At 45.7% G+C, this 23,269-nt stretch carries 20 protein-coding genes, 4 tRNA genes, 2 rRNA genes and 4 other annotated features; of the genes, 22 read left to right on the top strand and 4 right to left on the bottom strand.

Annotated elements, in window-relative coordinates; all coding sequences use genetic code 11:
- Position 1 precedes the first annotated feature (1 nt).
- The 10 genes from CZ434_RS11005 (at position 2) to CZ434_RS10960 (ending at position 9,901) form a co-directional block, all read left to right on the top strand.
- Positions 2 to 78, top strand: a tRNA-Arg gene (locus tag CZ434_RS11005).
- Between the two features lie 4 nt (positions 79 to 82).
- A tRNA-Pro gene (locus CZ434_RS11000) sits at positions 83 to 159 on the top strand.
- A 22-nt stretch (positions 160 to 181) separates the two neighbouring features.
- Positions 182 to 255, top strand: a tRNA-Gly gene (locus tag CZ434_RS10995).
- A 10-nt stretch (positions 256 to 265) separates the two neighbouring features.
- Positions 266 to 342, top strand: a tRNA-Ile gene (locus CZ434_RS10990).
- A gap of 608 nt (positions 343 to 950) precedes the next feature.
- Positions 951 to 2,517, top strand: a 16S ribosomal RNA gene (locus CZ434_RS10985).
- 213 nt (positions 2,518 to 2,730) lie between these two features.
- Positions 2,731 to 3,040 (top strand) — a sequence feature (23S ribosomal RNA rRNA prediction is too short).
- Positions 3,041 to 3,061: 21 nt separating this feature from the next.
- Positions 3,062 to 3,931, top strand: a sequence feature (23S ribosomal RNA rRNA prediction is too short).
- Between the two features lie 213 nt (positions 3,932 to 4,144).
- Positions 4,145 to 4,481: a sequence feature (23S ribosomal RNA rRNA prediction is too short), on the top strand.
- A gap of 9 nt (positions 4,482 to 4,490) precedes the next feature.
- Positions 4,491 to 5,360: a sequence feature (23S ribosomal RNA rRNA prediction is too short), on the top strand.
- Positions 5,361 to 5,571: 211 nt separating this feature from the next.
- Positions 5,572 to 5,687, top strand: a 5S ribosomal RNA gene (rrf, locus tag CZ434_RS10980).
- 827 nt (positions 5,688 to 6,514) lie between these two features.
- Positions 6,515 to 6,892, top strand: coding sequence for a DUF2512 family protein (locus CZ434_RS10975; protein ID WP_077623190.1), 378 nt, complete (start codon positions 6,515 to 6,517; stop codon positions 6,890 to 6,892).
- Positions 6,893 to 7,203: 311 nt separating this feature from the next.
- On the top strand, positions 7,204 to 8,337 hold the full coding sequence (locus tag CZ434_RS10970; protein ID WP_077623189.1) for a zinc-dependent alcohol dehydrogenase: 1,134 nt from the start codon (positions 7,204 to 7,206) through the stop codon (positions 8,335 to 8,337).
- A 108-nt stretch (positions 8,338 to 8,445) separates the two neighbouring features.
- Positions 8,446 to 9,453 carry an STAS domain-containing protein gene (locus CZ434_RS10965; protein ID WP_077623188.1) on the top strand — a complete coding sequence of 336 codons (1,008 nt, stop codon included), beginning with the start codon at positions 8,446 to 8,448 and terminating at the stop codon, positions 9,451 to 9,453.
- Positions 9,454 to 9,466: 13 nt separating this feature from the next.
- The gene (locus CZ434_RS10960; RefSeq protein WP_077623187.1) at positions 9,467 to 9,901 is read left to right on the top strand and encodes a hypothetical protein; all 435 of its coding nucleotides are present in this window, start codon (positions 9,467 to 9,469) and stop codon (positions 9,899 to 9,901) included.
- A 41-nt stretch (positions 9,902 to 9,942) separates the two neighbouring features.
- On the opposite strand, the gene CZ434_RS22155 is transcribed toward CZ434_RS10960, so the two are convergent.
- Complete coding sequence (locus tag CZ434_RS22155) at positions 9,943 to 10,086, bottom strand: hypothetical protein (protein WP_179107243.1); 144 nt, start codon at positions 10,084 to 10,086, stop codon at positions 9,943 to 9,945.
- A 96-nt stretch (positions 10,087 to 10,182) separates the two neighbouring features.
- Here CZ434_RS22155 and mug point away from each other — a divergent pair, with 96 nt between their 5' ends.
- The 4 genes from mug (at position 10,183) to CZ434_RS10940 (ending at position 13,796) form a co-directional block, all read left to right on the top strand.
- Positions 10,183 to 10,692: a G/U mismatch-specific DNA glycosylase gene (mug, locus tag CZ434_RS10955; protein ID WP_077623186.1), complete on the top strand. Its 510-nt coding sequence runs from the start codon at positions 10,183 to 10,185 to the stop codon at positions 10,690 to 10,692.
- A gap of 17 nt (positions 10,693 to 10,709) precedes the next feature.
- Positions 10,710 to 11,468 (top strand): (S)-benzoin forming benzil reductase, encoded by a 759-nt coding sequence (locus CZ434_RS10950; protein ID WP_077623185.1) that lies wholly within the window; start codon positions 10,710 to 10,712, stop codon positions 11,466 to 11,468.
- Between the two features lie 160 nt (positions 11,469 to 11,628).
- Positions 11,629 to 13,581 (top strand): aconitate hydratase, encoded by a 1,953-nt coding sequence (locus tag CZ434_RS10945; protein WP_077623184.1) that lies wholly within the window; start codon positions 11,629 to 11,631, stop codon positions 13,579 to 13,581.
- 101 nt (positions 13,582 to 13,682) lie between these two features.
- Positions 13,683 to 13,796 carry a YjcZ family sporulation protein gene (locus CZ434_RS10940; RefSeq protein ID WP_077623183.1) on the top strand — a complete coding sequence of 38 codons (114 nt, stop codon included), beginning with the start codon at positions 13,683 to 13,685 and terminating at the stop codon, positions 13,794 to 13,796.
- A 65-nt stretch (positions 13,797 to 13,861) separates the two neighbouring features.
- Here CZ434_RS10940 and CZ434_RS10935 read toward each other — a convergent pair whose 3' ends face one another.
- Positions 13,862 to 14,380 (bottom strand): GNAT family N-acetyltransferase, encoded by a 519-nt coding sequence (locus tag CZ434_RS10935; protein WP_077623182.1) that lies wholly within the window; start codon positions 14,378 to 14,380, stop codon positions 13,862 to 13,864.
- A 154-nt stretch (positions 14,381 to 14,534) separates the two neighbouring features.
- Between CZ434_RS10935 and map the strand changes: the two genes are divergently transcribed.
- A complete protein-coding gene (map, locus tag CZ434_RS10930) occupies positions 14,535 to 15,290 on the top strand; it encodes a type I methionyl aminopeptidase (protein WP_077623181.1) in 756 nt (251 codons plus the stop codon).
- A 1,029-nt stretch (positions 15,291 to 16,319) separates the two neighbouring features.
- Here the strand turns inward: map and nhaC are convergent.
- Positions 16,320 to 17,678 carry a Na+/H+ antiporter NhaC gene (nhaC, locus tag CZ434_RS10920; RefSeq protein ID WP_077623179.1) on the bottom strand — a complete coding sequence of 453 codons (1,359 nt, stop codon included), beginning with the start codon at positions 17,676 to 17,678 and terminating at the stop codon, positions 16,320 to 16,322.
- Positions 17,679 to 18,113: 435 nt separating this feature from the next.
- Here nhaC and CZ434_RS10915 point away from each other — a divergent pair, with 435 nt between their 5' ends.
- From CZ434_RS10915 to CZ434_RS10905, 3 genes are read left to right on the top strand one after another with little or no spacing between them, the layout of a single operon-like run.
- Entirely contained in the window at positions 18,114 to 18,842 is a 729-nt protein-coding gene (locus CZ434_RS10915) for an AzlC family ABC transporter permease (RefSeq protein ID WP_077623178.1), read from the top strand.
- On the top strand, positions 18,839 to 19,132 hold the full coding sequence (locus CZ434_RS10910) for an AzlD domain-containing protein (RefSeq protein WP_077623177.1): 294 nt from the start codon (positions 18,839 to 18,841) through the stop codon (positions 19,130 to 19,132). Before CZ434_RS10915 ends, CZ434_RS10910 begins: the two co-directional genes overlap by 4 nt.
- Before the next feature lie 22 nt (positions 19,133 to 19,154).
- On the top strand, positions 19,155 to 19,691 hold the full coding sequence (locus CZ434_RS10905) for a GNAT family N-acetyltransferase (RefSeq protein ID WP_077623176.1): 537 nt from the start codon (positions 19,155 to 19,157) through the stop codon (positions 19,689 to 19,691).
- Positions 19,692 to 19,720: 29 nt separating this feature from the next.
- Here the strand turns inward: CZ434_RS10905 and CZ434_RS10900 are convergent, their stop codons facing one another.
- The gene (locus CZ434_RS10900) at positions 19,721 to 20,590 is read right to left on the bottom strand and encodes a cation diffusion facilitator family transporter (RefSeq protein WP_077623175.1); all 870 of its coding nucleotides are present in this window, start codon (positions 20,588 to 20,590) and stop codon (positions 19,721 to 19,723) included.
- 249 nt (positions 20,591 to 20,839) lie between these two features.
- Here CZ434_RS10900 and CZ434_RS10895 point away from each other — a divergent pair, with 249 nt between their 5' ends.
- The 4 genes from CZ434_RS10895 (at position 20,840) to CZ434_RS10880 (ending at position 23,251) form a co-directional block, all read left to right on the top strand.
- A complete protein-coding gene (locus CZ434_RS10895; RefSeq protein WP_077623174.1) occupies positions 20,840 to 21,052 on the top strand; it encodes a hypothetical protein in 213 nt (70 codons plus the stop codon).
- A 61-nt stretch (positions 21,053 to 21,113) separates the two neighbouring features.
- Complete coding sequence (gene modA / locus CZ434_RS10890) at positions 21,114 to 21,920, top strand: molybdate ABC transporter substrate-binding protein (RefSeq protein ID WP_077623173.1); 807 nt, start codon at positions 21,114 to 21,116, stop codon at positions 21,918 to 21,920.
- Between the two features lie 15 nt (positions 21,921 to 21,935).
- Entirely contained in the window at positions 21,936 to 22,607 is a 672-nt protein-coding gene (gene modB, locus CZ434_RS10885; RefSeq protein WP_077623172.1) for a molybdate ABC transporter permease subunit, read from the top strand.
- Between the two features lie 8 nt (positions 22,608 to 22,615).
- Complete coding sequence (locus CZ434_RS10880; protein WP_077623171.1) at positions 22,616 to 23,251, top strand: ATP-binding cassette domain-containing protein; 636 nt, start codon at positions 22,616 to 22,618, stop codon at positions 23,249 to 23,251.
- Positions 23,252 to 23,269: the final 18 nt, after the last annotated feature.

Raw genomic sequence — 23,269 nt, 5'->3', positions numbered from 1 at the left:
AGCGCCCGTAGCTCAATTGGATAGAGCGTTTGACTACGGATCAAGAGGTTAGGGGTTCGACTCCTCTCGGGCGCGCCATTTACGGGAAGTAGCTCAGCTTGGTAGAGCACTTGGTTTGGGACCAAGGGGTCGCAGGTTCAAATCCTGTCTTCCCGACCATTTCGTACAACAAATTGAATATGCGGGTGTAGTTTAGTGGTAAAACCTCAGCCTTCCAAGCTGATGTCGAGGGTTCAATTCCCTTCACCCGCTCCATTTAGATAATGGGCCTGTAGCTCAGCTGGTTAGAGCGCACGCCTGATAAGCGTGAGGTCGGTGGTTCAAGTCCACTCAGGCCCACCATTATTTGATCTTTGAAAACTGAACAAAACAATCATTATGTCAAGCAAGAAATGCTAGTCAAGTTTTCGAGCAAGCAAGCTCACATTTTATGGAGAGTTTGATCTTGGCTCAGGACGAACGCTGGCGGCGTGCCTAATACATGCAAGTCGAGCGCGGGAAGCAAGCAATCACCCTTCGGGGTGTTGAGCTTGTGGAACGAGCGGCGGACGGGTGAGTAACACGTGGGCAACCTGCCTGTAAGACTGGGATAACCCCGGGAAACCGGGGCTAATACCGGATAACACTTTTCTCTGCATGGAGAAGAGTTGAAAGGCGGCCTTTTGGCTGTCACTTACAGATGGGCCCGCGGCGCATTAGCTAGTTGGTGGGGTAACGGCCTACCAAGGCGACGATGCGTAGCCGACCTGAGAGGGTGATCGGCCACACTGGGACTGAGACACGGCCCAGACTCCTACGGGAGGCAGCAGTAGGGAATCTTCCGCAATGGACGAAAGTCTGACGGAGCAACGCCGCGTGAACGATGAAGGTCTTCGGATCGTAAAGTTCTGTTGTTAGGGAAGAACAAGTACCGTTCGAACNGTCAAGTTTTCGAGCAAGCAAGCTCACATTTTATGGAGAGTTTGATCTTGGCTCAGGACGAACGCTGGCGGCGTGCCTAATACATGCAAGTCGAGCGCGGGAAGCAAGCAATCACCCTTCGGGGTGTGAGCTTGCGGAACGAGCGGCGGACGGGTGAGTAACACGTGGGCAACCTGCCTGTAAGACTGGGATAACCCCGGGAAACCGGGGCTAATACCGGATAACACTTTTCTCTGCATGGAGAAGAGTTGAAAGGCGGCCTTTTGGCTGTCACTTACAGATGGGCCCGCGGCGCATTAGCTAGTTGGTGGGGTAACGGCCTACCAAGGCGACGATGCGTAGCCGACCTGAGAGGGTGATCGGCCACACTGGGACTGAGACACGGCCCAGACTCCTACGGGAGGCAGCAGTAGGGAATCTTCCGCAATGGACGAAAGTCTGACGGAGCAACGCCGCGTGAACGATGAAGGTCTTCGGATCGTAAAGTTCTGTTGTTAGGGAAGAACAAGTACCGTTCAAATAGGGCGGTACCTTGACGGTACCTAACGAGGAAGCCCCGGCTAACTACGTGCCAGCAGCCGCGGTAATACGTAGGGGGCAAGCGTTGTCCGGAATTATTGGGCGTAAAGCGCGCGCAGGCGGTTCCTTAAGTCTGATGTGAAAGCCCACGGCTTAACCGTGGAGGGTCATTGGAAACTGGGGAACTTGAGTACAGAAGAGGAGAGCGGAATTCCACGTGTAGCGGTGAAATGCGTAGATATGTGGAGGAACACCAGTGGCGAAGGCGGCTCTCTGGTCTGTAACTGACGCTGAGGCGCGAAAGCGTGGGGAGCGAACAGGATTAGATACCCTGGTAGTCCACGCCGTAAACGATGAGTGCTAGGTGTTAGGGGGTTTCCGCCCCTTAGTGCTGAAGTTAACGCATTAAGCACTCCGCCTGGGGAGTACGGCCGCAAGGCTGAAACTCAAAAGAATTGACGGGGGCCCGCACAAGCGGTGGAGCATGTGGTTTAATTCGAAGCAACGCGAAGAACCTTACCAGGTCTTGACATCCTCTGCCACTCTTGGAGACAAGAGGTTCCCTTCGGGGACAGAGTGACAGGTGGTGCATGGTTGTCGTCAGCTCGTGTCGTGAGATGTTGGGTTAAGTCCCGCAACGAGCGCAACCCTTGACCTTAGTTGCCAGCATTCAGTTGGGCACTCTAGGGTGACTGCCGGTGACAAACCGGAGGAAGGTGGGGATGACGTCAAATCATCATGCCCCTTATGACCTGGGCTACACACGTGCTACAATGGATGGTACAAAGGGAAGCGAAGCCGCGAGGTGTAGCAAATCCCATAAAACCATTCTCAGTTCGGATTGCAGGCTGCAACTCGCCTGCATGAAGCCGGAATCGCTAGTAATCGCGGATCAGCATGCCGCGGTGAATACGTTCCCGGGCCTTGTACACACCGCCCGTCACACCACGAGAGTTGGCAACACCCGAAGTCGGTGAGGTAACCTTTTGGAGCCAGCCGCCGAAGGTGGGGCCAATGATTGGGGTGAAGTCGTAACAAGGTAGCCGTATCGGAAGGTGCGGCTGGATCACCTCCTTTCTAAGGATAATTGCTCTTCGGAGCAAAAACGAATGGCATAATTGATTGTTTGGTTCAGTTTTGAGGGATTAAATCCTTCATTTTTGTACCTTGAAAACTAGATAAGAGTAAAATTAGGAAGTGAAAGCGACTGATCAATAGCGTACGGATAGATCAGCCAGCATGGCGTGCCTGATCTTGGCACAGAATGATGGATGAACTATACGCTAGCTATTNGGAACTCGGCAAAATGACCCCGTAACTTCGGGAGAAGGGGTGCTTCTTTTGCGAGAAGCCGCAGTGAAAAGGCCCAAGCGACTGTTTAGCAAAAACACAGGTCTCTGCGAAGCCGTAAGGCGAAGTATAGGGGCTGACACCTGCCCGGTGCTGGAAGGTTAAGGGGACGCGTTAGCCGCAAGGCGAAGCGTTGAACCGAAGCCCCAGTAAACGGCGGCCGTAACTATAACGGTCCTAAGGTAGCGAAATTCCTTGTCGGGTAAGTTCCGACCCGCACGAAAGGTGCAACGACTTGGGCACTGTCTCAACGAGAGACCCGGTGAAATTATACTATGCGTGAAGATGCGCATTACCCGCGACAGGACGGAAAGACCCCGTGGAGCTTTACTGTAGCCTGATATTGCATGTTGGTACAGCTTGTACAGGATAGGTGGGAGCCTTAGAAGCCGGAGCGCTAGCTTCGGTGGAGGCGTCGGTGGGATACCACCCTGGCTGTACGGACATTCTAACCCAGGACCGTGATCCGGTCCGGAGACAGTGTCAGGTGGGCAGTTTGACTGGGGCGGTCGCCTCCTAAAGAGTAACGGAGGCGCCCAAAGGTTCCCTCAGAATGGTTGGAAATCATTCGCAGAGTGTAAAGGCAGAAGGGAGCTTGACTGCGAGACCTACAAGTCGAGCAGGGACGAAAGTCGGGCTTAGTGATCCGGCGGTGCCGTATGGAAGGGCCGTCGCTCAACGGATAAAAGCTACCCCGGGGATAACAGGCTTATCTCCCCCAAGAGTCCACATCGACGGGGAGGTTTGGCACCTCGATGTCGGCTCATCGCATCCTGGGGCTGTAGTCGGTCCCAAGGGTTGGGCTGTTCGCCCATTAAAGCGGTACGCGAGCTGGGTTCAGAACGTCGTGAGACAGTTCGGTCCCTATCCGTCGTGGGCGTTGGAAGTTTGAGAGGAGCTGTCCTTAGTACGAGAGGACCGGGATGGACACACCGCTGGTGTACCAGTTGTTCCGCCAGGAGCATAGCTGGGTAGCTACGTGTGGAAGGGATAAGTGCTGAAAGCATCTAAGCATGAAGCCCCCCTCTAGATGAGACTTCCCATCATTTTAAATGAGTAAGATCCCTCAGAGACGATGAGGTTGATAGGTCCGAGGTGGAAGCGTGGTGACACGTGCAGCTGACGGATACTAATCGATCGAGGACTTAACTATAAACGAGAAAGCGCAGCGGGCTTGCCCAGATGCGACACGCATAAGACAATCTCCGTAAAGCCCCGAACTTTGGGCTTGTAGGGGAGTGACTTATGACGCGAGCATCTAGCCCGCGGAGCTGGACTGCACAAACATGAAAATNAAAGAGGTGCCCGTACCGCAAACCGACACAGGTAGGCGAGGAGAGAATCCTAAGGTGAGCGGGAGAACTCTCGTTAAGGAACTCGGCAAAATGACCCCGTAACTTCGGGAGAAGGGGTGCTTCTTTTGCGAGAAGCCGCAGTGAAAAGGCCCAAGCGACTGTTTAGCAAAAACACAGGTCTCTGCGAAGCCGTAAGGCGAAGTATAGGGGCTGACACCTGCCCGGTGCTGGAAGGTTAAGGGGACGCGTTAGCCGCAAGGCGAAGCGTTGAACCGAAGCCCCAGTAAACGGCGGCCGTAACTATAACGGTCCTAAGGTAGCGAAATTCCTTGTCGGGTAAGTTCCGACCCGCACGAAAGGTGCAACGACTTGGGCACTGTCTCAACGAGAGACCCGGTGAAATTATACTATGCGTGAAGATGCGCATTACCCGCGACAGGACGGAAAGACCCCGTGGAGCTTTACTGTAGCCTGATATTGCATGTTGGTACAGCTTGTACAGGATAGGTGGGAGCCTTAGAAGCCGGAGCGCTAGCTTCGGTGGAGGCGTCGGTGGGATACCACCCTGGCTGTACGGACATTCTAACCCAGGACCGTGATCCGGTCCGGAGACAGTGTCAGGTGGGCAGTTTGACTGGGGCGGTCGCCTCCTAAAGAGTAACGGAGGCGCCCAAAGGTTCCCTCAGAATGGTTGGAAATCATTCGCAGAGTGTAAAGGCAGAAGGGAGCTTGACTGCGAGACCTACAAGTCGAGCAGGGACGAAAGTCGGGCTTAGTGATCCGGCGGTGCCGTATGGAAGGGCCGTCGCTCAACGGATAAAAGCTACCCCGGGGATAACAGGCTTATCTCCCCCAAGAGTCCACATCGACGGGGAGGTTTGGCACCTCGATGTCGGCTCATCGCATCCTGGGGCTGTAGTCGGTCCCAAGGGTTGGGCTGTTCGCCCATTAAAGCGGTACGCGAGCTGGGTTCAGAACGTCGTGAGACAGTTCGGTCCCTATCCGTCGTGGGCGTTGGAAGTTTGAGAGGAGCTGTCCTTAGTACGAGAGGACCGGGATGGACACACCGCTGGTGTACCAGTTGTTCCGCCAGGAGCATAGCTGGGTAGCTACGTGTGGAAGGGATAAGTGCTGAAAGCATCTAAGCATGAAGCCCCCCTCTAGATGAGACTTCCCATCATTTTAAATGAGTAAGATCCCTCAGAGACGATGAGGTTGATAGGTCCGAGGTGGAAGCGTGGTGACACGTGCAGCTGACGGATACTAATCGATCGAGGACTTAACTATAAAAAGAAAGTGAAGGCGACTGTCCAACAGCGTATGGATAGATCAGCCAGCACAAAGGACTCTGCTTTTGGAGTCCTGGTGATGGATGAACTATACACTAGCTGTTAGGAGCCGTAACTGGACTGCACAAACATGAAAACACCTTTAGATGTCTCCACCCTCTTATCTAGTTTTGAAGGTACATCCTTTAAAATTAAGGTCTGGTGGCAATAGCGGAAAGGTCACACCTGTTCCCATGCCGAACACAGCAGTTAAGCTTTCCAGCGCCCATGGTAGTTGGGGCATTGCCCCTGCGAGAGTAGGACGCCGCCAGGCAAAGAGAGAACCCCTGAGAAGAAACATTATCTCAGGGGTTTTTTTAAGAGAAAATAGTTGCTTAGAGGATAGATGAAAGAGAAGAAAAAACATGAAGAAGGGCAAGGAAGTTCGACTAAGAACGCTACGTCCTGTGGCAACGCCGAACTGACCTACATCGTGTAGGCCCCAGCGCCCATGGTAGTTGGGGCATTGCCCCTGCGAGAGTAGGACGCCGCCGGGCATAGAGAAAACTCCTGAGAAGAAACATTTTCTCAGGGTTTTTTTTTATGGGGAAATTGGTTTTATCAAGAATGATATGAAAATAAAGCGATAAACCAAGACTCCCACTCTATGTTAGTATTTGTGTTATTTTGAACAGCTTTAGTTAGTTCAAGTGTTAGGCGTAATTCTTTTCATTTGATAGGTTTAAACCTACTTACTTTATGGTGAACTACATAGTAATTAGCTCCTTCCGTAATGTAGCTCTGATTTGATCGTTGTTTCCAACAACATCCTTGCCAAATCAACCAACGAAGTTACGAGTGAAGAGCTAGTTTCGTCTATGATAATTTATGAAAAATTACACTAACTGAGGGCGCATCGAAAGCTGTTCTTACCATTGGACTTTGAAAAGACATTCAATATTACACCGTACGCAAAATAGCAACCTTTATTACACAATAGTTCACAATTTCTCTCAATAAAATTAGTTCTAACAAAGAAACAACACTTAACCAACATACAGAAAAAGTCAATAGTAAATTTATCCTAATATATTCTGAGAAGGTTTAGAACCACTAAAATAATGGTAAAACAACTACAAATACAAAAAAGGAGGTATTTTCATGGAACACGGAAAGGCACTGGGAGTTAAAGCGATAATGGTTTTACCTATAATGTGGATTGTCCTAACGTTAGGCTTTAATGTATCGTTCTGGAGCACGACTGTTCTTGGAATCATCCTGATCGCCGGAGCATATGTTTTAGGAGATATGATGATATTTCCGAAAACAAGCAACATGATGGCCACCATTTCCGATTTCGGTCTATCGCTAATTGTACTGTGGATCGGACTTGCGGTTATCGGTGCAGAAAATACCTTTCTTCCTGCATTGATTACAGCCGTCGTTATTGCAGCTGGAGAATGGTTCTATCATAAGTGGCTGGCTAAAAATAATATGGCTCCCGTACGTGAAAAAAGAAGACTCTCTGAAAATTATTAATAAAGTTCGTTTGAAAAACCTTAGCTTTTACTTGGCTAAGGTTTTTTTTGCTTCTAAACAGCATTATTAATGTATCCCCAAATATTTAGATGAAAATCCCCTTAAAGAGCACAACTGCTTTTCCCGCTTTGTAGAGTCGCCTTTATTTTTGCTTAAATAAATGAAAATTCCTTGTTACTCCTCCGGCACTACTTACCAGACTTAACAACATCCTTTCAAACCAAGATGAGATATTTTGGATCAATTAATAAGTATAAGCTGTTATGAAGATAGCCACCATAGAATTAAGCTATTTGAAGAGGAGGAAAATAATGAAAGCTGTTACTTATCAAGGGAAGTATTCGGTAGCTGTCAAAGAAGTGGCAGATGCCAAGTTAGAGGATAAAGAAGATATTATCATTAAAGTTACTTCGACTGCAATCTGTGGTTCTGATCTCCATTTATACCAAGGGAATTTCCCGTTGCCGATCGGTTATACAATCGGGCATGAGCCGATGGGCATAGTGGAAGAAGTTGGGCCGGATGTCACCAAGGTGAAAAAAGGTGATCGAGTCGTCATCCCATTCACTGTTGCCTGCGGCCATTGTCAATATTGCGATAACCACTTGGAGAGCCAATGTGATAATGCGAATCCACACTATGATTCTGGCGGATACTTTGGTTATACAGAAAAATTTGGGAACCATCCTGGCGGGCAGGCTGAGTATTTAAAGGTTCCATTTGGGAATTATACCCCATTTGTCATTCCAGAGGACTGTGAACTGGAAGATAATTCACTATTATTTTTGTCAGATGTATTGCCCACTGCCTATTGGAGTGTTGAGAACGCCGGGGTGAAAGAAGGGGATACAGTAATTGTGTTGGGATGCGGTCCGATTGGCTTGATGGCCCAGCAGTTTGCATGGCAGAAAGGCGCAAAGCGGGTGATCGCAGTGGACTATATCGCCGAAAGGTTACAACATTCTAAAAAGAACAATCTGACTGAGATATTCGATTTCACCGAACATGAGGATATGGGTGAAGTCCTGAAAGAAGCAACCAGAGGTGGTGCGGATGTGGTCATCGACTGTGTTGGAATGGACGGAAAGAAATCTCCTCTGGAGTTTGTCGAGCAGAAACTCAAATTGCAAGGTGGTACACTTGGTGCAATCCAGATAGCAACCAAGGCTGTGAAAAAATGCGGAACTGTGCAATTAACTGGAGTATATGGAGGATTGTACAACATGTTTCCGCTTGGCCCGTTTTTTCAACGAAATATCAACTTGAAAATGGGGCAGGCGCCTGCCAGAGCGTTCATGGAGCCGCTATATAAACAAATCATCAACAAAGAGATAGATCCTACAAAAATTATCACCCATGAAATGCCTCTGGGAGACGCGGAACATGGATATAAAATTTTTAATGGCAAGGAAGACAATTGTATAAAAGTTGTATTAAAACCATAGTGAAAAAGCAGGCTTTTGTCCTGCTTTTTGGTTTAATCACTTTTCTTTTTTAATAAAAAGCGTAGTGTTACACTATGAGGAAGAGAATAGAAGGAGAGAATACCGACAATGAGCAATTCTGTAACAAATCATAATGCCAGTTATCAGTGGCAACCAGAGGATGGAAGGATGACATTTGAAGGAGAAGATGTCATTATTTTCTGGATTGAGACCGCTATGAAATCATTTGTAAATACAATAGAGGAAGTTTCCGGAAGCGCTGCGGCCAATATTGTAATGGAAACTGCCGGTTTCCGCATGGGACAGTTGGTCAGTGACTTTTTCAGAGGGGATGATATTACACAAGTCATTCATTCTTTAACCGGGATATATGCATCAGCAGGCTGGTTTGCGATGGAGGTAGTCGAGATTAATCCGGAAGAAAAAAAAGTGACCATCCGGATGCGGGACAGCTGGGAGTATAAAATTAACCGGCTGCAAGGAAAAGAGAAAATAGGAAACTTCCTACCCGGTCACCTTGCCGGGACGCTGACAGGCCTGTTTGAACAAAACATCGGCTTCGAAGTGTCCAAGAGCCAGATAGAAGGAAATGAATATGATGAAGTGCATTATTTCCCATCAGAAGGACATCCTGTCCAGGATATTCATCATTACATAAGACAGCAGGAACAAGAGGATCTTCTCAAACTGGAACAAAAAGTAGAAGAAAGAACCAAGGTGTTAACAGATTTGGTCAAAGAAATTTCCTCTCCGATCATCCCTGTTCTGGAAGGAATAGTCGTTATCCCTTTACTGGGAAAATACGACGAAGCCAGAGCGGAAGATATGCTTAGCAACACATTGCAGCACTTGCCGGATTATTCGGCCAATTATCTGATTTTGGATGTGACCGGTTTAAACAAAGAAATCGACGACTATACGATTTCCCTACTGCAGAGTCTTACCAATGCCACCAAGTTGCTTGGCACCAAAAGTCTGATTGTAGGCATTTCGCCGAAGCTGGGGATAAAACTAACGGAAACCAACTTTAATTTGGAAGGGTTGGACTGTTTTTCTACCCTTAAACATGCCATTCACTTTGCCTTAGCACAGGAAGGAAAACAAATCATCGGTTAAAAAGGGGGATATCATGGGGAAAGTAAATCTAGAACTGACAGAGAGCCAATATAAGAAACTGATTGAACTGGTGTATTTAGGAAACTGGATGGTCAATGCGCACCGGAACGTTGAAATTGATTCGTACAGACAAGTGGAAAATGCCGTTTTTTCTAAATATGAGCAGGCCGGTTTGAAAGAAGATATAAACTATTATGAAGTACCTGAAGAAGTATATGAATTTAATGAGAATTACCAAGAGAAGGTTCATAAGTTCATCAAGGAATACGAGGACTTCAATTTTTGGCAGGAACTTACCTATCGGTTGGCGAACCGGGATTTATTGAGAGAATTGGGGCCTGTCAATAAGCTTGATCAAGATGCATTGGAAAAAAGGGGCAAGTTTGCCGAGCAATATGAGGATGAATTCATCAAAAATGGATTGAAAAATATCAAGCTTGATAACTGACGGCAGGACAAGAGCACCAGACTAATGGTGCTCTTTTGACCCTATTCGCTACCCTCAGTGATATTAAAGAACATCTTGTCATCTTTGGAGTGGTCTTTTTTATCCTGCTTTTGTTTCCGTTCTTTTCCCATAACGCCGTCGGATTCATAGCTCAGTTTGTAATCTTTTTTTCCGGCTTTCTTCATGGAAGCACCCCCTTTGCTGTTATACTTGCTCATTCGGCGGGCTCTTATCCATAATCGGCATATGCATAGAACAAGTCCAAGCAACGGAGGATTAGTATGTTAGAACCAATTCCAGATCATTTAGAAAAAGGCTTGAAAATCCTGTTCATAGGTTTTAACCCGAGCGTTAAATCATCGGAAACAGGTCACCATTACGCAAATCCCAATAATCGTTTCTGGAAAATTTTACATCAGTCCGGTTTAACACCGAGAAAATATTCACCAGAAGAGGATTCCAAACTGTTGGAGATGGGGTATGGATTTACCAATATTGTGGCACGGCCAACCAAAGAAGCAGCAGAAATCACAAAAGAAGAGTATGAGCATGGTAGAAGGTTGTTGATCGAACGGATTTCCCATTATCAACCACAAGCTGCCTGTTTTGTCGGAAAAGGAGTCTATCAGGAATACAGCAAAAAAAGGCAGGTTCCCTGGGGACTGCAGGAGTCATCGATTGTACCGGGGGTGAAGGAATTCGTTGCGCCCTCATCAAGCGGTCTTGTCAGAATGAGGATAGAAGAAATTGTTTCTATTTATAAACAGTTATATTTACTTTTGCAAGAATAACAAGGAGGTACTCAATTATGGAAATAGCAGTGGTGACAGGTGCTTCAAGGGGGTTAGGCACGTCGATTGCGAAATTACTTATGGAGAAAGGAATCTCTGTTATCGGCGTATCACGGCAGAATAATGAAGATCTGCAAGCTCTTTCTGATCGAAAATCTGTTACATATCAACATGAAACATGTGATTTAAGTAATCCGGAAGAAGTCGGGGAAGTATTCAAAAGACTTGCCGATCTATCATTCGGCAGGGACTACAAAAAGGTTTACCTCATCAACAATGCTGGCATGGTAGAACCTGTCGATACGGCCGGCGGCTACGATACGGACAGTTTAACACAACATGTAAACGTCAATTTGATTGCCCCGATGGCATCCACAAATATCTTCCTTCAAAAAGCTGCTTCATCTTCAGCCGTACTGACAGCTGTCAATGTCACCTCTGGTGCAGCTGACAGGTCTGTTTACGGATGGAGTGCTTATTGCAGCACAAAAGCGGCTTTGAATAGGTACACGGCTACTGTTGCTTTGGAACAGGAAGAAAACAAAACCGGCAATATGACAATTTTGTATAACCCCGGGATTATGGATACGGACATGCAGGGACAGATAAGGGCTGCATCAGAGCAGGAATTCAAAGATGTAGAGAACTTCCGGCAGTATAAAGAAACAAACAGTCTGCGCAATCCTGATACTGTCGCCGGAGGGCTCATGAAGGTATTGGAATTAGGAGATAGAATGACCAACGGAGAAAATTACAGAGTGACAGATTTTATTTAACAAGCAGAAAGACCGGCTAAACATGGCCGGTCTTTTTCTGTTCTTTTCTTAGACAGGTTTGAAGAGGGGTGAGTAAGGTAAAGGATTACTATAACAGACACCTTAGAGCGTGTGGATTACTTCACCTAAAAGCTAAAAAGGAAAGGAGATTATTTTCTTCATGGCTCTTAATGTGGCGCAAAAATTGATCAAAGAGCACTTGATCGAAGGTGAAATGCGGACAGGGGAAGAAATCGGTCTTAAAATAGACCAGACACTAACGCAGGATGCGACAGGAACTCTGGTCATGTTGGAATTGGAAGCAATGGGGATCGACAGAGTCAAAACAGAGGCATCTGCCCAGTACGTAGACCACAATTTGATTCAGGTGGACCATAAGAATCCCGATGATCATCTTTTTTTGGAAAGCGCTACCAGGAGGTTCGGGGTATATTTCAGTAAACCTGGAAACGGTGTCAGCCATCCTGTGCATATGCAGCGAATCGGCAAACCGGGTAAAACAATGGTAGGTTCTGATAGTCATACATGTGCTGCTGGATCAATAGGCATGTTGGCGATGGGAGCAGGGGGGATGGAAGTTGCTCTTGCAATGGCTGGAAAACCTTTTTATGTCAAAATGCCTGAAATTTGGGGTGTGAAATTGACGGGAGAACTGCCGGAATGGGTTAGTGCCAAGGATGTCATCCTGGAACTGCTCCGCCGGCACGGAGTGAAAGGTGGCGTCGGCAGGATAATTGAGTTTTATGGGCCTGGCTTGAAGTGCTTAGGCGCGATGGACAGGCATGTGATTGCAAACATGGGGGCCGAGTTGGGGGCTACAACTACTGTCTTTCCATCTGATGAAGAAGTCCGCAAATTTTTTGAGCTGGAAGAAAGAGCAGGTGATTGGAAAGAATTGAAAGCAGATAAAGGTGCTACTTACGATATAACCGAAGAAATGGACCTTTCCTCTTTGGAACCGTTAATCGCCAAGCCAACAAGCCCGGGCAATGTCGTGCCAGTAAGGGAAGTGGCTGGTGAACCTATTTATCAAGCGTATATAGGATCTTCGGCGAATCCGGGTTATCGGGACTTTGCCATAGTTGCTGAAATGGTAAAGGGCAGGCAAGTTTCCAGTAATGTTTCCTTGGACATCAATCCGGCATCGAGACAGCTACTCTCAGATTTAACTAAAACAGGCCTTTTGTTTGAATTGATTCAAGCCGGAGGGCGCCTGCATCAAGCTGGGTGTAATGGTTGTATTGGCATGGGACAGGCACCAGCGACCGGGAAAAACAGCCTTCGCACAACGCCGCGTAATTTCCCCGGACGGTCCGGGACGAAAGAAGATTCGGTGTTCTTGTGCAGTCCGGAAACGGCGGCTGCTTCGGCATTGACTGGTAAAATTACTGATCCGCGTGATCTTGGCATGGATTATCCACAAGTGGAACTTCCGGAACATCCTACAATTAACAATGAATTGTTGGAGAAACCACTGCCATTGGAACAATCAAGGAAAACGGAATTGGTCAAGGGACCTAATATCTCCACGATACCGGAGTTTGAGCCATTACCCGATTCCATGGAGCTTCCTGTCATTTTTAAAGTGGGCGACGATATATCCACAGATGAAATCCTGGCAGGCGGTGGACGAGTACTTCCATTTCGTAGCAACCTGGAGGAAATTAGTAAGTTCACCTTTGAGATACTGGATGATACCTACTATAAGCGGGCCATGGGGATCAGGGAACAAGGCGGGCATGTTATAATCGGCGGGAATAATTATGGACAGGGTTCCAGCCGGGAACACGCCGCTTTAGCTCCCCGCTATTTAGGGCTGCGATGTGTGATTGCAAAAGACTTTGCGAGAATTCATTGGCAGAACCTAGTTAATTTTGGAGTCCTTCCAATCGAATTCATCCATGAGGAAGATTATGAAGCGATTGATGATGAAGATACACTCCTAGTAAAAAACTTGCATACAACATTACCGAAAGCAAATGAGATACAAGTAGAAGTTAAAGGAAAGGGTACAATCAACGCGCGCCATTCTCTTTCTAAAAGACAAGTAGAGGTTATGCTTGCAGGTGGTTTGATCAACTGGGTTAAGCAAGGGGAAGCTGCAGTTCAATAGGAATGTTTATATAGTCAAACACCCATTTTTGCAATATGCCCTTCCGTCTGGTGGAAGTCAACATATTCTATAGTACATCGGAAAAAGGAGGGATTGTTTAAATGAGTGCAGGAGCAGGTTATGGTTATGGTTCTGGTTTTGCGTTGATTGTAGTATTGTTCATCTTGTTGATTATTGTTGGATCTTCATGGTTCGGCGGGGGCTATGGCTACTAAGTCGAACAAATAAAATAAAATTCAAAAAGCAGGGGATTTCCCCTGCTTTTTTGCTTTTTAGTGTTTCAGCGTTGTTCATCAGCATTCACAAAATGTACCATATGATGTTCGTCTTGATACTCTCCATTTACTTTTATGGCGTTTTTCTCTACGCCGAAAGCAGTAAAGCCTGTTTTTTTATATAAAGCAATAGCTGGTGTATTCGAAGAAACAACACAAAGGTTAAGCTGTTCAATGCCTAGTGATCCAGCATTGGTTATCGCATGTCTCAATAACCGGAACCCGACCCCTTTTCCCCTGTGGTTATCTGATACATACATTGCCAGGATGTCTGCTTTGTGTGCAGTTTTCCCGTGTGTTTCCCTTAACATCGTTACCACCCCAATTAGCTCACCGTTCTGGAAGGCACCGTACGTATAGTTGTTTTCTGCTTTAAATCTGCTTGCAGTCATCTTTACGGGTTGTTCTTTCTGGAGAGCATCTTCGTATGTAGTTAGGAAGGCATCCGGGCTTTTACGCAATGCCTCCAACCTAAGATCCCAGTATGCTTGTGCATCCGACTCAACTAGTTCCCTGATTTCCAAAGTGATCGACTCCTTAACAAATGGACTGTGAATATGGATGAACTCATTTTAACATGATAAAAAGGAAAAATATGATACAATTTATAAAGAAGTAAGAAATCAAACTTACATTCAACGTAAGATAAAATATATGTTAAGTGAAAGGGAGTTATCGATGATTACAAGAAAGAGCAGTCGGGAGATCAGTATGATGGAAGAAGCCGGAAAGCTGTTGGCTTCTTGTCATAAGGAAATCGCCAAACTGATCCAACCGGGAATCACCACAAAGGAAATCGATGAATTTGTCGAAGGTTATCTGGCAAAACATGGAGCAACAGCCGAACAGAAAGGCTATAATGGATATCCTTATGCGACTTGTGCCTCTGTCAACGATGAAATCTGCCATGGCTTCCCGCGTGAGGAACAGCTTGTTGAAGGTGATATAGTTACAATCGACATGGTTGTCAATTTGAACGGCGGTCTGGCAGATTCCGCCTGGACGTATGCTGTCGGGAACGTTGATGAAAAGACGAAGCGTCTCCTTGAAGTGACTAAAGAATCCTTATATAAAGGAATAGAGCAAGCAAAAGCAGGCAGCCGGATCGGCGATATCGGGCATGCTATTCAAACTTACGCTGAGGGCGAAGGTTTTTCGGTAGTGAAAGATTTTACCGGCCATGGTATCGGGCCGACTATCCATGAAGATCCACATATTCCCCATTTCGGTGAAGCTGGAAAAGGCATCCGGTTAAAAGAAGGTATGGTAGTCACCATCGAGCCGATGATCAACGAGGGTGCATGGCAGAGTAAAATGGATAGCAATAACTGGACCGCACGAACTACCGACGGCGGACGCTCTGCACAATATGAGCACACGATTGTCATCACAAAAGAAGGACCAAAAATCCTGACAGATCAAGAGAACGTATAAGAGGGCTAAGCACCCTCTTTTTTTATTTTCTTTGGCATCAAACGGAGTTTTTTATTTTACAGTAGAGGTGAAATGCGAACTAGTGACAATTCCTTCTAGGGAGACCTCCTCTGATTAAAATGAGTGGTATGACTTCTCTGCGGCAGAACACTTCGCTTTCCATGGGCACGGCCTCAGCCAGGGGACTACTTGAATTAACATCCTTGCTGCCTTTGGGACTGCGATTACTCGCCCCATCGAAGACCTTTCGCTGTTCCCATAGGACAAGGAAAGCTCCGACAGCATCGCTTCGCACGAAGAAAATTGGTTTGTATTTTCGCGGGGTCTTCGCGTTCTGCCTCCGCTGGTAGGAGTTTTCTGAATCTTTGCTAGGAATATTCCATGGTAGTTCGATTTTCTGCCGTGTGAATTCATAGATGACTTTTTAATTTCTAGGAGAAGGGCAGTCCGGGAGACACGCAGTTAGTGCTGTGAAATGACCAAAAGAGTCTAGGTGATTTGTCTCTCTAGTAAAGGTTTTCTCCATTTTTGGTAAGGAGAACCATGTTAGCCCATTTAAAGATTACTTCTCAACTAATCAGAAAACTATACCAAGCTGCGGAAAAATGCGAGACTCCAGTGGGAAAGGAACAGTCTGAAGACCCCGCAGTGATGCGTCTGCGTCTTCTAGTATCGCTTCGTAGTAAGCTTCCTCGACGCAAAGGTTTTCGGTGGGACGAGTAACCGCAGTCCCAAAAGGTCTTCGGTGGGACGAGTAATCGCAGTCCCAAAAGGTCTTCGGTGGGACGAGTAACCGCAGTCCCAAAAGGTCTTCGGTGGGACGAGTAATCGCAGTCCCAAGGGAGCAAAGGAGCCCACCCAAGTAGTACCCTGGCTGAAGCGTTCCCCACGGCAAGCGAGTATTTTTCCGCAGCGCTGGATTACCACTCAATACGAAAAAGGATGGGAGGAAGTCCCGTTAAGTGAAGTTAGTTATGTCGTAGTTTATATATTTTGTACACAAAAAAATTATAAAAAAAAGAGCGGGCATTATTTGCTCGCTCCTTTAATAAATATGGTCAGTATCGGGCTTAAGAGGCAGAAGAAGGCAAAAGGCAAGTAAGAAAGGACTGCTACTCCTAAAACATCAGCCAGAAAGACACCGCAGACACTCCATGGTACCAGAGGATTGATTACCGTACCGGCATCTTCCAAGGTTCTCGCTAATTTCTTCCGCGGGATTCCAGCCCGATCATATACATTCTTATAAGCTTCACCTGTCAACAGGATGGATAGGTATTGTTCTCCTATCGCGATATTTGCACCGATTGCAGTGGTAACTGTCGCAACTGTAATGGAAGCCATGTTTCTCAATTTATGCTCTATCGCATATAAAAGAGAAGGAATAATCCCCGTTACAAATAAAAGACCGCCCAACCCAAGGGCAAGGATTACAAGAGATATAGTGAACAGCATACTATTCATCCCGCCTCTGGTTAGAAGTTCATCGACATTTCCGAAACCAGTATTTGACTGATATCCTTCAAACCAGACAGCCGTAATATCAGCCCAGGCTATATTTCCTATAATCCCTGCAATAACCGAGGCAGTTAAACTGCTTACCGCCAGGGTGATGAGGGCAGGAACTTTTAATATCGTGAACAGGGCAAGGATAATTAATGGTAGCCAGGCACTCCAGTGGAGTAAGCCCGACTCGGCCAGGCCGTTCTGGTAATCACCAAGCCTGTCTGTATTGATCTGCTCGTTCGGCGACAAGACCACGAAAAGTACAAAAGATAAAATAAATGCGGGAATGGTGGTCCAAGCCATATTCTTGATATGAGCGAACAAATCCACATCAACTACAGTCGAAGCCAGATTTGTCGTATCGGATAAGGGTGACATTTTATCACCGAAAAAAGCTCCTGAAACAATTGCGCCAGCCGTTATTGCGAGCGATAAATCCATCGCTTCGGCCATGCCGATAAAAGCGACACCGATTGTCGCGCTAGTTGTCAGGGAACTTCCTAGTGAGGTTCCAGCGATTGCTGTCACCGCGAAAATGATGGCGAAAAACCAGGTTCCGCCTATAAGGCTAATTCCAGTATCCATTAAGACTGGAATAGTCCCGCTTATTATCCAGCTGCCGATAAGGACACCGATCAGAAGAAAGAGAAAAACGGCTCCTATCCCGGACTTAGCACCTTGAACAAGCCCGGATTCCAATTCTTTGAATGGTAACTTCTTCAGACTTCCGTAAGCAATCAACACCAAAATCCCTAACAGTATCGGTACATGCGGTACTGTCTCTAGAAAAATGATAAAATAGCTGATGATAAAAATAAGTAATAGTAAAATGGCTGCTGATTCTTTCCATGAAGGGTTCAGCTTTGGAGGTATTTGAAACATATTATTGTGCTCCTTTCTTGTTGTAGAGGATGAAGGAAATGCCAAATTTGCCAATTAAACACAAAAAACCTTCATCCCCTGGTAAGGGACGAAGGTTTCTCCGCGGTACCACCCTTGTTGATGAATAAACATCCGGCTCTAGTTTTGGCTGTCGCTGATTTGGAACTTGTAATTCACATTGGCTCTGCCTGGATTTCCAGCTGACATCCAGTCTCTGATTGCTGCCCGAACCAATCCTACTTTGTGCTCCACGACTTCCTAATTATGATGCTGACTATCTTACTTTTCGTTTTTGTGTGATAAAGTGTTTACGTGAATATACAACATGACAATCATTCTGTCAAATTGGTTGAAGAATAAGGTATTCTCTATCTTTTTATTTGAATGAATATTCGGTATAATGAATGAACAATTCTGGAAAATGAGGTAGAGATCATGACATCAAAAGTATTAGATAAAACACAGGATTCCAGTAGTATCTATATGATTCAAAGAGGTGTGGCAAAAGGTTTTCCCATTATGCTGGGATACTTGCCGATAGCACTTACATATGGGGTATTGGCCAAGCAGGCCGGCATGTCGGTTACGGAAATAACCCTGATGAGCATCCTGGTTTATGCTGGTGCAAGCCAATTCATGGGTGCCAACATGATAGCGATAGGGACAGGGGCTGTTGAAATCATCATTGCCACTTTCGTTTTGAATTTCCGCCATTTTGTGATGAGTTTTTCTTTTATGAACAGGTTAAGAGGAGTAGGACTTCGGTGGAAAGCCCCCCTTTCTTTAGGGTTAACAGACGAATCCTTTTCTGTAGCTTCTCTCCATCCGGAGGAAGTCCGGCAAGACAAGGGGATGCTGTTTTATGCAGCATTGATGATCACCGCTTACGTTTCGTGGGTCGGAGGTTCTTTTTTAGGTGGAATGCTTGGGGATGTCATCCCTGAATCATTGAGTCAAAGTATGGGAATCGCTTTGTATGCGATGTTTATCGGACTGCTGATTCCCAGTGTGAAAAAGCAATGGCGGATCGGTATGATTGCAGTTCTTGCCATGTTGATCAATGCTGCCTGCTCTCAGTTCATGAGTGACGGGTGGGCGATTGTTATAGGGACGATTGTCGGCGGGCTGAGCGGTGTACATCTTTTGAAGGAGGAGAAGCTATGATTTTGTGGATTATCATCGGTATGTCGTTGGTTACGATGATTCCAAGGTTAATACCCGCGTATATAGTAGACAAGATTAGCTTTCCTGATTGGATGAACCGCTGGCTGAATGCTATACCGTATGCAGCCTTGGGTGCATTGATTTTTCCAGGTATTCTTACTGTTCAGCCGGAAAGGCCTCATGTCGGACTTTTGGGCGGAGTAGCTGCAATTGTTCTGGCATCTATCGGCCTCAATGTCATCCTTGTTGTAATCGGCGCAATTGCCACTGTATTCTTATTGACGATTTAACAGGTAACCAGGAGGGAAAAGGATGTTCAAAATAAGAAAAGCCATGCCAGAGGACGCAGAACAAATTGCAAATGTACATGTACAAAGCTGGAAATCCACTTATTCTGATTTGATAAATGAAAGGGATATGTCGAATATCACGCTTGAAAACAGAAAAGCCCTATGGGAAACCATCTTGAAAATGCCGCAAAAAGGCCAGGTAGCTATTGTTCTCGAAACAGAAACCGGGGAAATTGCCGGCTTTGTTTCAGGTGGCAAAGAAAGGACGCAGCGATTTGGATATGATGGAGAAATTTATGCGATCTATCTATTGGAATCCTATCAAAAACAAGGCCTCGGGGCACGTCTTCTTGAAGCTTTTTCAGAGGAAATGGAGAAAGAGGGATATGTCTCCTTGCTCGTCTGGGTACTTACACAAAACCCATCCAGTAACTTTTATTTAAAATATGGAGCCAAACAAGTGGAAGAGGAACAGGTTCTCATAGGAGAGGGGACTTACCAAGAATCTGCATTTGGCTGGAGGGATATCAAAGATCTTCGCAGTCGTTTTTCTAAATAAGTTAAATAAATGAAAAGAACCCGCATCTTTTAGTTGGATGCGGGTTCTATATGGATATGGGCATGGTTGATATCATGCTTTTCCAATAATAAGCCTTCGATACGCTCGGTGATTTCATGGCTTTCCGTAACATCAAGGGATGGATCGACACATATGGTAGCCTCTATCAAGGTTTGGTTGCCATGCAACCGCCCCTTTACATCCTTTACAACTTCTACATCCGGGTCATCGGCTATGCTTGTCTTAATATCGGCTAACTGTTGTGTGTCAAAACCGTCAGTAAGTGTATGGGTCGCATCCCTAAAGATTTCCCATGCTGTTTTGCAGATGATGATACCTACCAACAGGCCGGCGACAGGATCAAGCCAGAACAAACCGAACTGTGCACCGACAATCCCGATGAAGGCACCGATACTTACCAATGCATCCGATTTGTTATCCTGGGAAGCGGCATATAAGGAAGAACTCTTGATTTTCCTGGAAAGTTTGAGGTTATATCTGTAAACACCAAGCATGATAAGCGCTCCCCCGAGAGCAGTCCATGCCGTCAACATGCTTGGTTGGGTATAGTTGTTTTCCCAAATCTTCTGGAATGTGTTGATAATCACCTGGAATCCTACTGTTACCATAATGAAGGCGGCAATCAAAGAAGCGATTGTTTCTGCCCGGAAGTGTCCATAATGATGGTCTTCATCAGGCGGTTTTCTCGATATTTTCAAACCGATTAATACGGCGACAGAAGCGACAACGTCTGTTGTATTGTTCAGGCCGTCAGCACGAAGGGCATCGGAGTTTCCGATGAAAGCGATTATTAACTTGATAAGTGCTAGAACCAGGTATGCAAAGATACTGATCCATGCCCCCCGTTCCCCTCTTTTTAGATTGTCATATTGACTCATGAAAAAACTGCCTCCACTTCCTAGCCTAACTAGCATACATAGCTTACCAAAGCAAGCTGTATTGAGTCTAGAGAAAAAGAAATTGACCCAGCCATCATCCTTGTCTGCTGACAATAATGTTTCATAAGGTAAAAAATGCTCCGCTGTTCAAACATCTTCATAAGATTAATTTTGCTCATTTAGGGGTAAAGAAATACTAAGCTTTTATATGTATATTATCCGTTAATACTATTGGAAGGGAGTGAGAGCATGTACCGCGAGACGATTATTATCGAGGGACAAGTTGAGGGGATGCGTTTCTCCAAACCGATACCGCTCTCTTATAATCCGGCCCGGGAAACGTTGGAGGAAGCAATAATCAAATTTTATAACAGCCAAGCTCAGACTTTTGAGGAACTGGCGGTTCAAAAGGGCTGGAAAGATTGCTATTGGACTTTTCCTTCTTATAGTAAAGTAGTTTAAAGAGTCAGGCGTATGCCTGGCTTTTTTTAAATACTTTAAGCAAACAAGCGGTGGTAGTATAATGAGTGTTAACGATTTTAGATTGGGGAATCAAAACGTGAGAAAAATCTTGCTTGCTTTGTTCGTTTTAATTATTGTTACAGGCTGCCAGGAGAAAAATCAGCTTTCAGCGAGCCAGACAGAAGAAATACATATTTCGGCTGCATCCAGTCTCACAAGTGTACTGGACGAATGGAAAAATACTTATGAAGAAAACCATCCCGATATCAAAATAATCATCAATTATGGCAGCTCAGGGACCTTAGTAAACCAATTGGAACAAGGTTCACCAGGCGATGTGTTGATTTCAGCCAGTGAAAGTTGGACGTCTGCCGCCGTGGATAAAGGCATTCTTAAAGAAGAAACGGTTTTTCCATTATTGAAAAACCGGCTGGTGGTGGCCTCCTTGGAAAGTGATAAGGAAGTAAACAGTATGGAGGATCTTTTGGGTGAAGACTTTGAACAGATTGCAATCGGCGATCCAGAGAGTGTTCCAGTAGGAAGTTATGCAAAACAAGCGATGGAGACTGAAGGGGTTTATGAGCAACTCGCGCCTAAAATGGTAATGTCTAAGAGCGCGAGGCAGACAGCTGTATATGTGGAATCAGGAAATGTTGATGCAGGTTTTGTGTTCCAAAGCGATTTATATGCCTTTCCGGCTTTACACTCCCTAATGGTTGTGCCTGAAAAGATGCATACTCCGATTACCTATTCAGCTGCTGTTACTGCCGAGGCGGAAGGTTCTGAGCAGTTAGATGAATTAATTGCTGCTTTGCAATCAGAGGAAGCAGACAAAGTTTTTGAAAAATACGGTTTTGAACCGAATTAGAGAGGTATTCCTGCCATGTCTCCACTGCTCTTATCTTTAAAGACTTCTATCATCGCAACATTTATTGTCATGATTTTCGGGACGTTAACAGCAAGGTTGATTACCAGAAGGCAATTCAAGGGCAAAATTTTGCTTGAATCGCTGATTTTGCTTCCCATGGTTCTACCGCCGACGGTTGTTGGCTTTGGGTTGCTTTATTTATTTGGAAAAAACGGATTGATAGGACAGGTCCTCATGGAACTTTTTGATGTCCAGATTATTTTTACCTGGTATGCGGCTGTTCTTGCTGCGACTGTAGTGGCATTTCCATTGATGTACCAGAGCGCTTCGGCTTCTTTTCGAAGATATGATGCCAACTTGGAAAATGCCGCCTACACCCTTGGAGCTGGGAGATTCAAGGTGTTTTGGACTATATCGATTCCATTGGCATGGCCCGGCTTGTTATCAGGTATTGTATTATCTTTTGCAAGGGCTCTGGGTGAGTTCGGTGCTACATTGATGATTGCAGGGTATATACCGGGTAAGACGGATACGCTTCCTCTGGCTATTTACTTTTCAGTAGAAGCCGGTAATACGGAACAAGCACTTGTATGGGTGATCATCATAGCTAGTTTTGGATTTATCGCCATCTATTGGTTGAACTTGTGGAACAGAAAGAACGCCATGGACTTTCCTAAGAACAGGTAGTGATTATGATGCTCGAAGTGAACATAAGGAAAAAACTGAACCATTTTGATCTGAAGATGGACTTTGAGGTATGCGATGAATTAGTTGTGTTGTTCGGCCCGTCAGGTTCGGGTAAAACGACGGTGCTGCGCACTATCGCAGGGATCGAGAAGCCTGAACATGGAAGAATCACTTTACATAACAAGTATCTTTTTAAAGAAGGAGGAATCCACCTTCCTCCCCAGAAGCGGAAAGTTGGTTATGTATTTCAGGAGTATGCTTTGTTTCCACATATGAGTATAGAAAACAATGTCATGTACGGCATCCCAAAGAAACAACGTCCGATTTATAAAGAGCATGTCAGCCATTTAATGAATGTATTGGGTATCGGGCACTTAGCCCACCATTCTCCTCTGCATATTTCAGGTGGTGAAAAACAACGGGTTGCAGTTGCCAGGGCATTGGCCAATAAGCCGGATATTTTATTATTGGATGAACCTTTTTCCGCTTTGGATGAGGAAACTAGACTTCAAGGACATGCAGAAATCTTGCGACTGAAAAAAGAATGGCGGATTCCGGCAATTCTCGTGACACATGATCGAGAGGAAGCGGAAAAACTTGGTGACCGGATTATTTTCATGAAAGAAGGGCAAGAAGTCCTGTAGAACTTCGGTAACCCCTTC

It is taken from the genome of Sediminibacillus massiliensis (genome assembly GCF_900156915.1).
GTDB classification, from domain to species: domain Bacteria; phylum Bacillota; class Bacilli; order Bacillales; family Amphibacillaceae; genus Sediminibacillus_A; species Sediminibacillus_A massiliensis.
The sequence above is the reverse complement of the archived record's forward strand: the minus strand, read 5'-3'. Positions and strand labels throughout refer to the sequence as shown.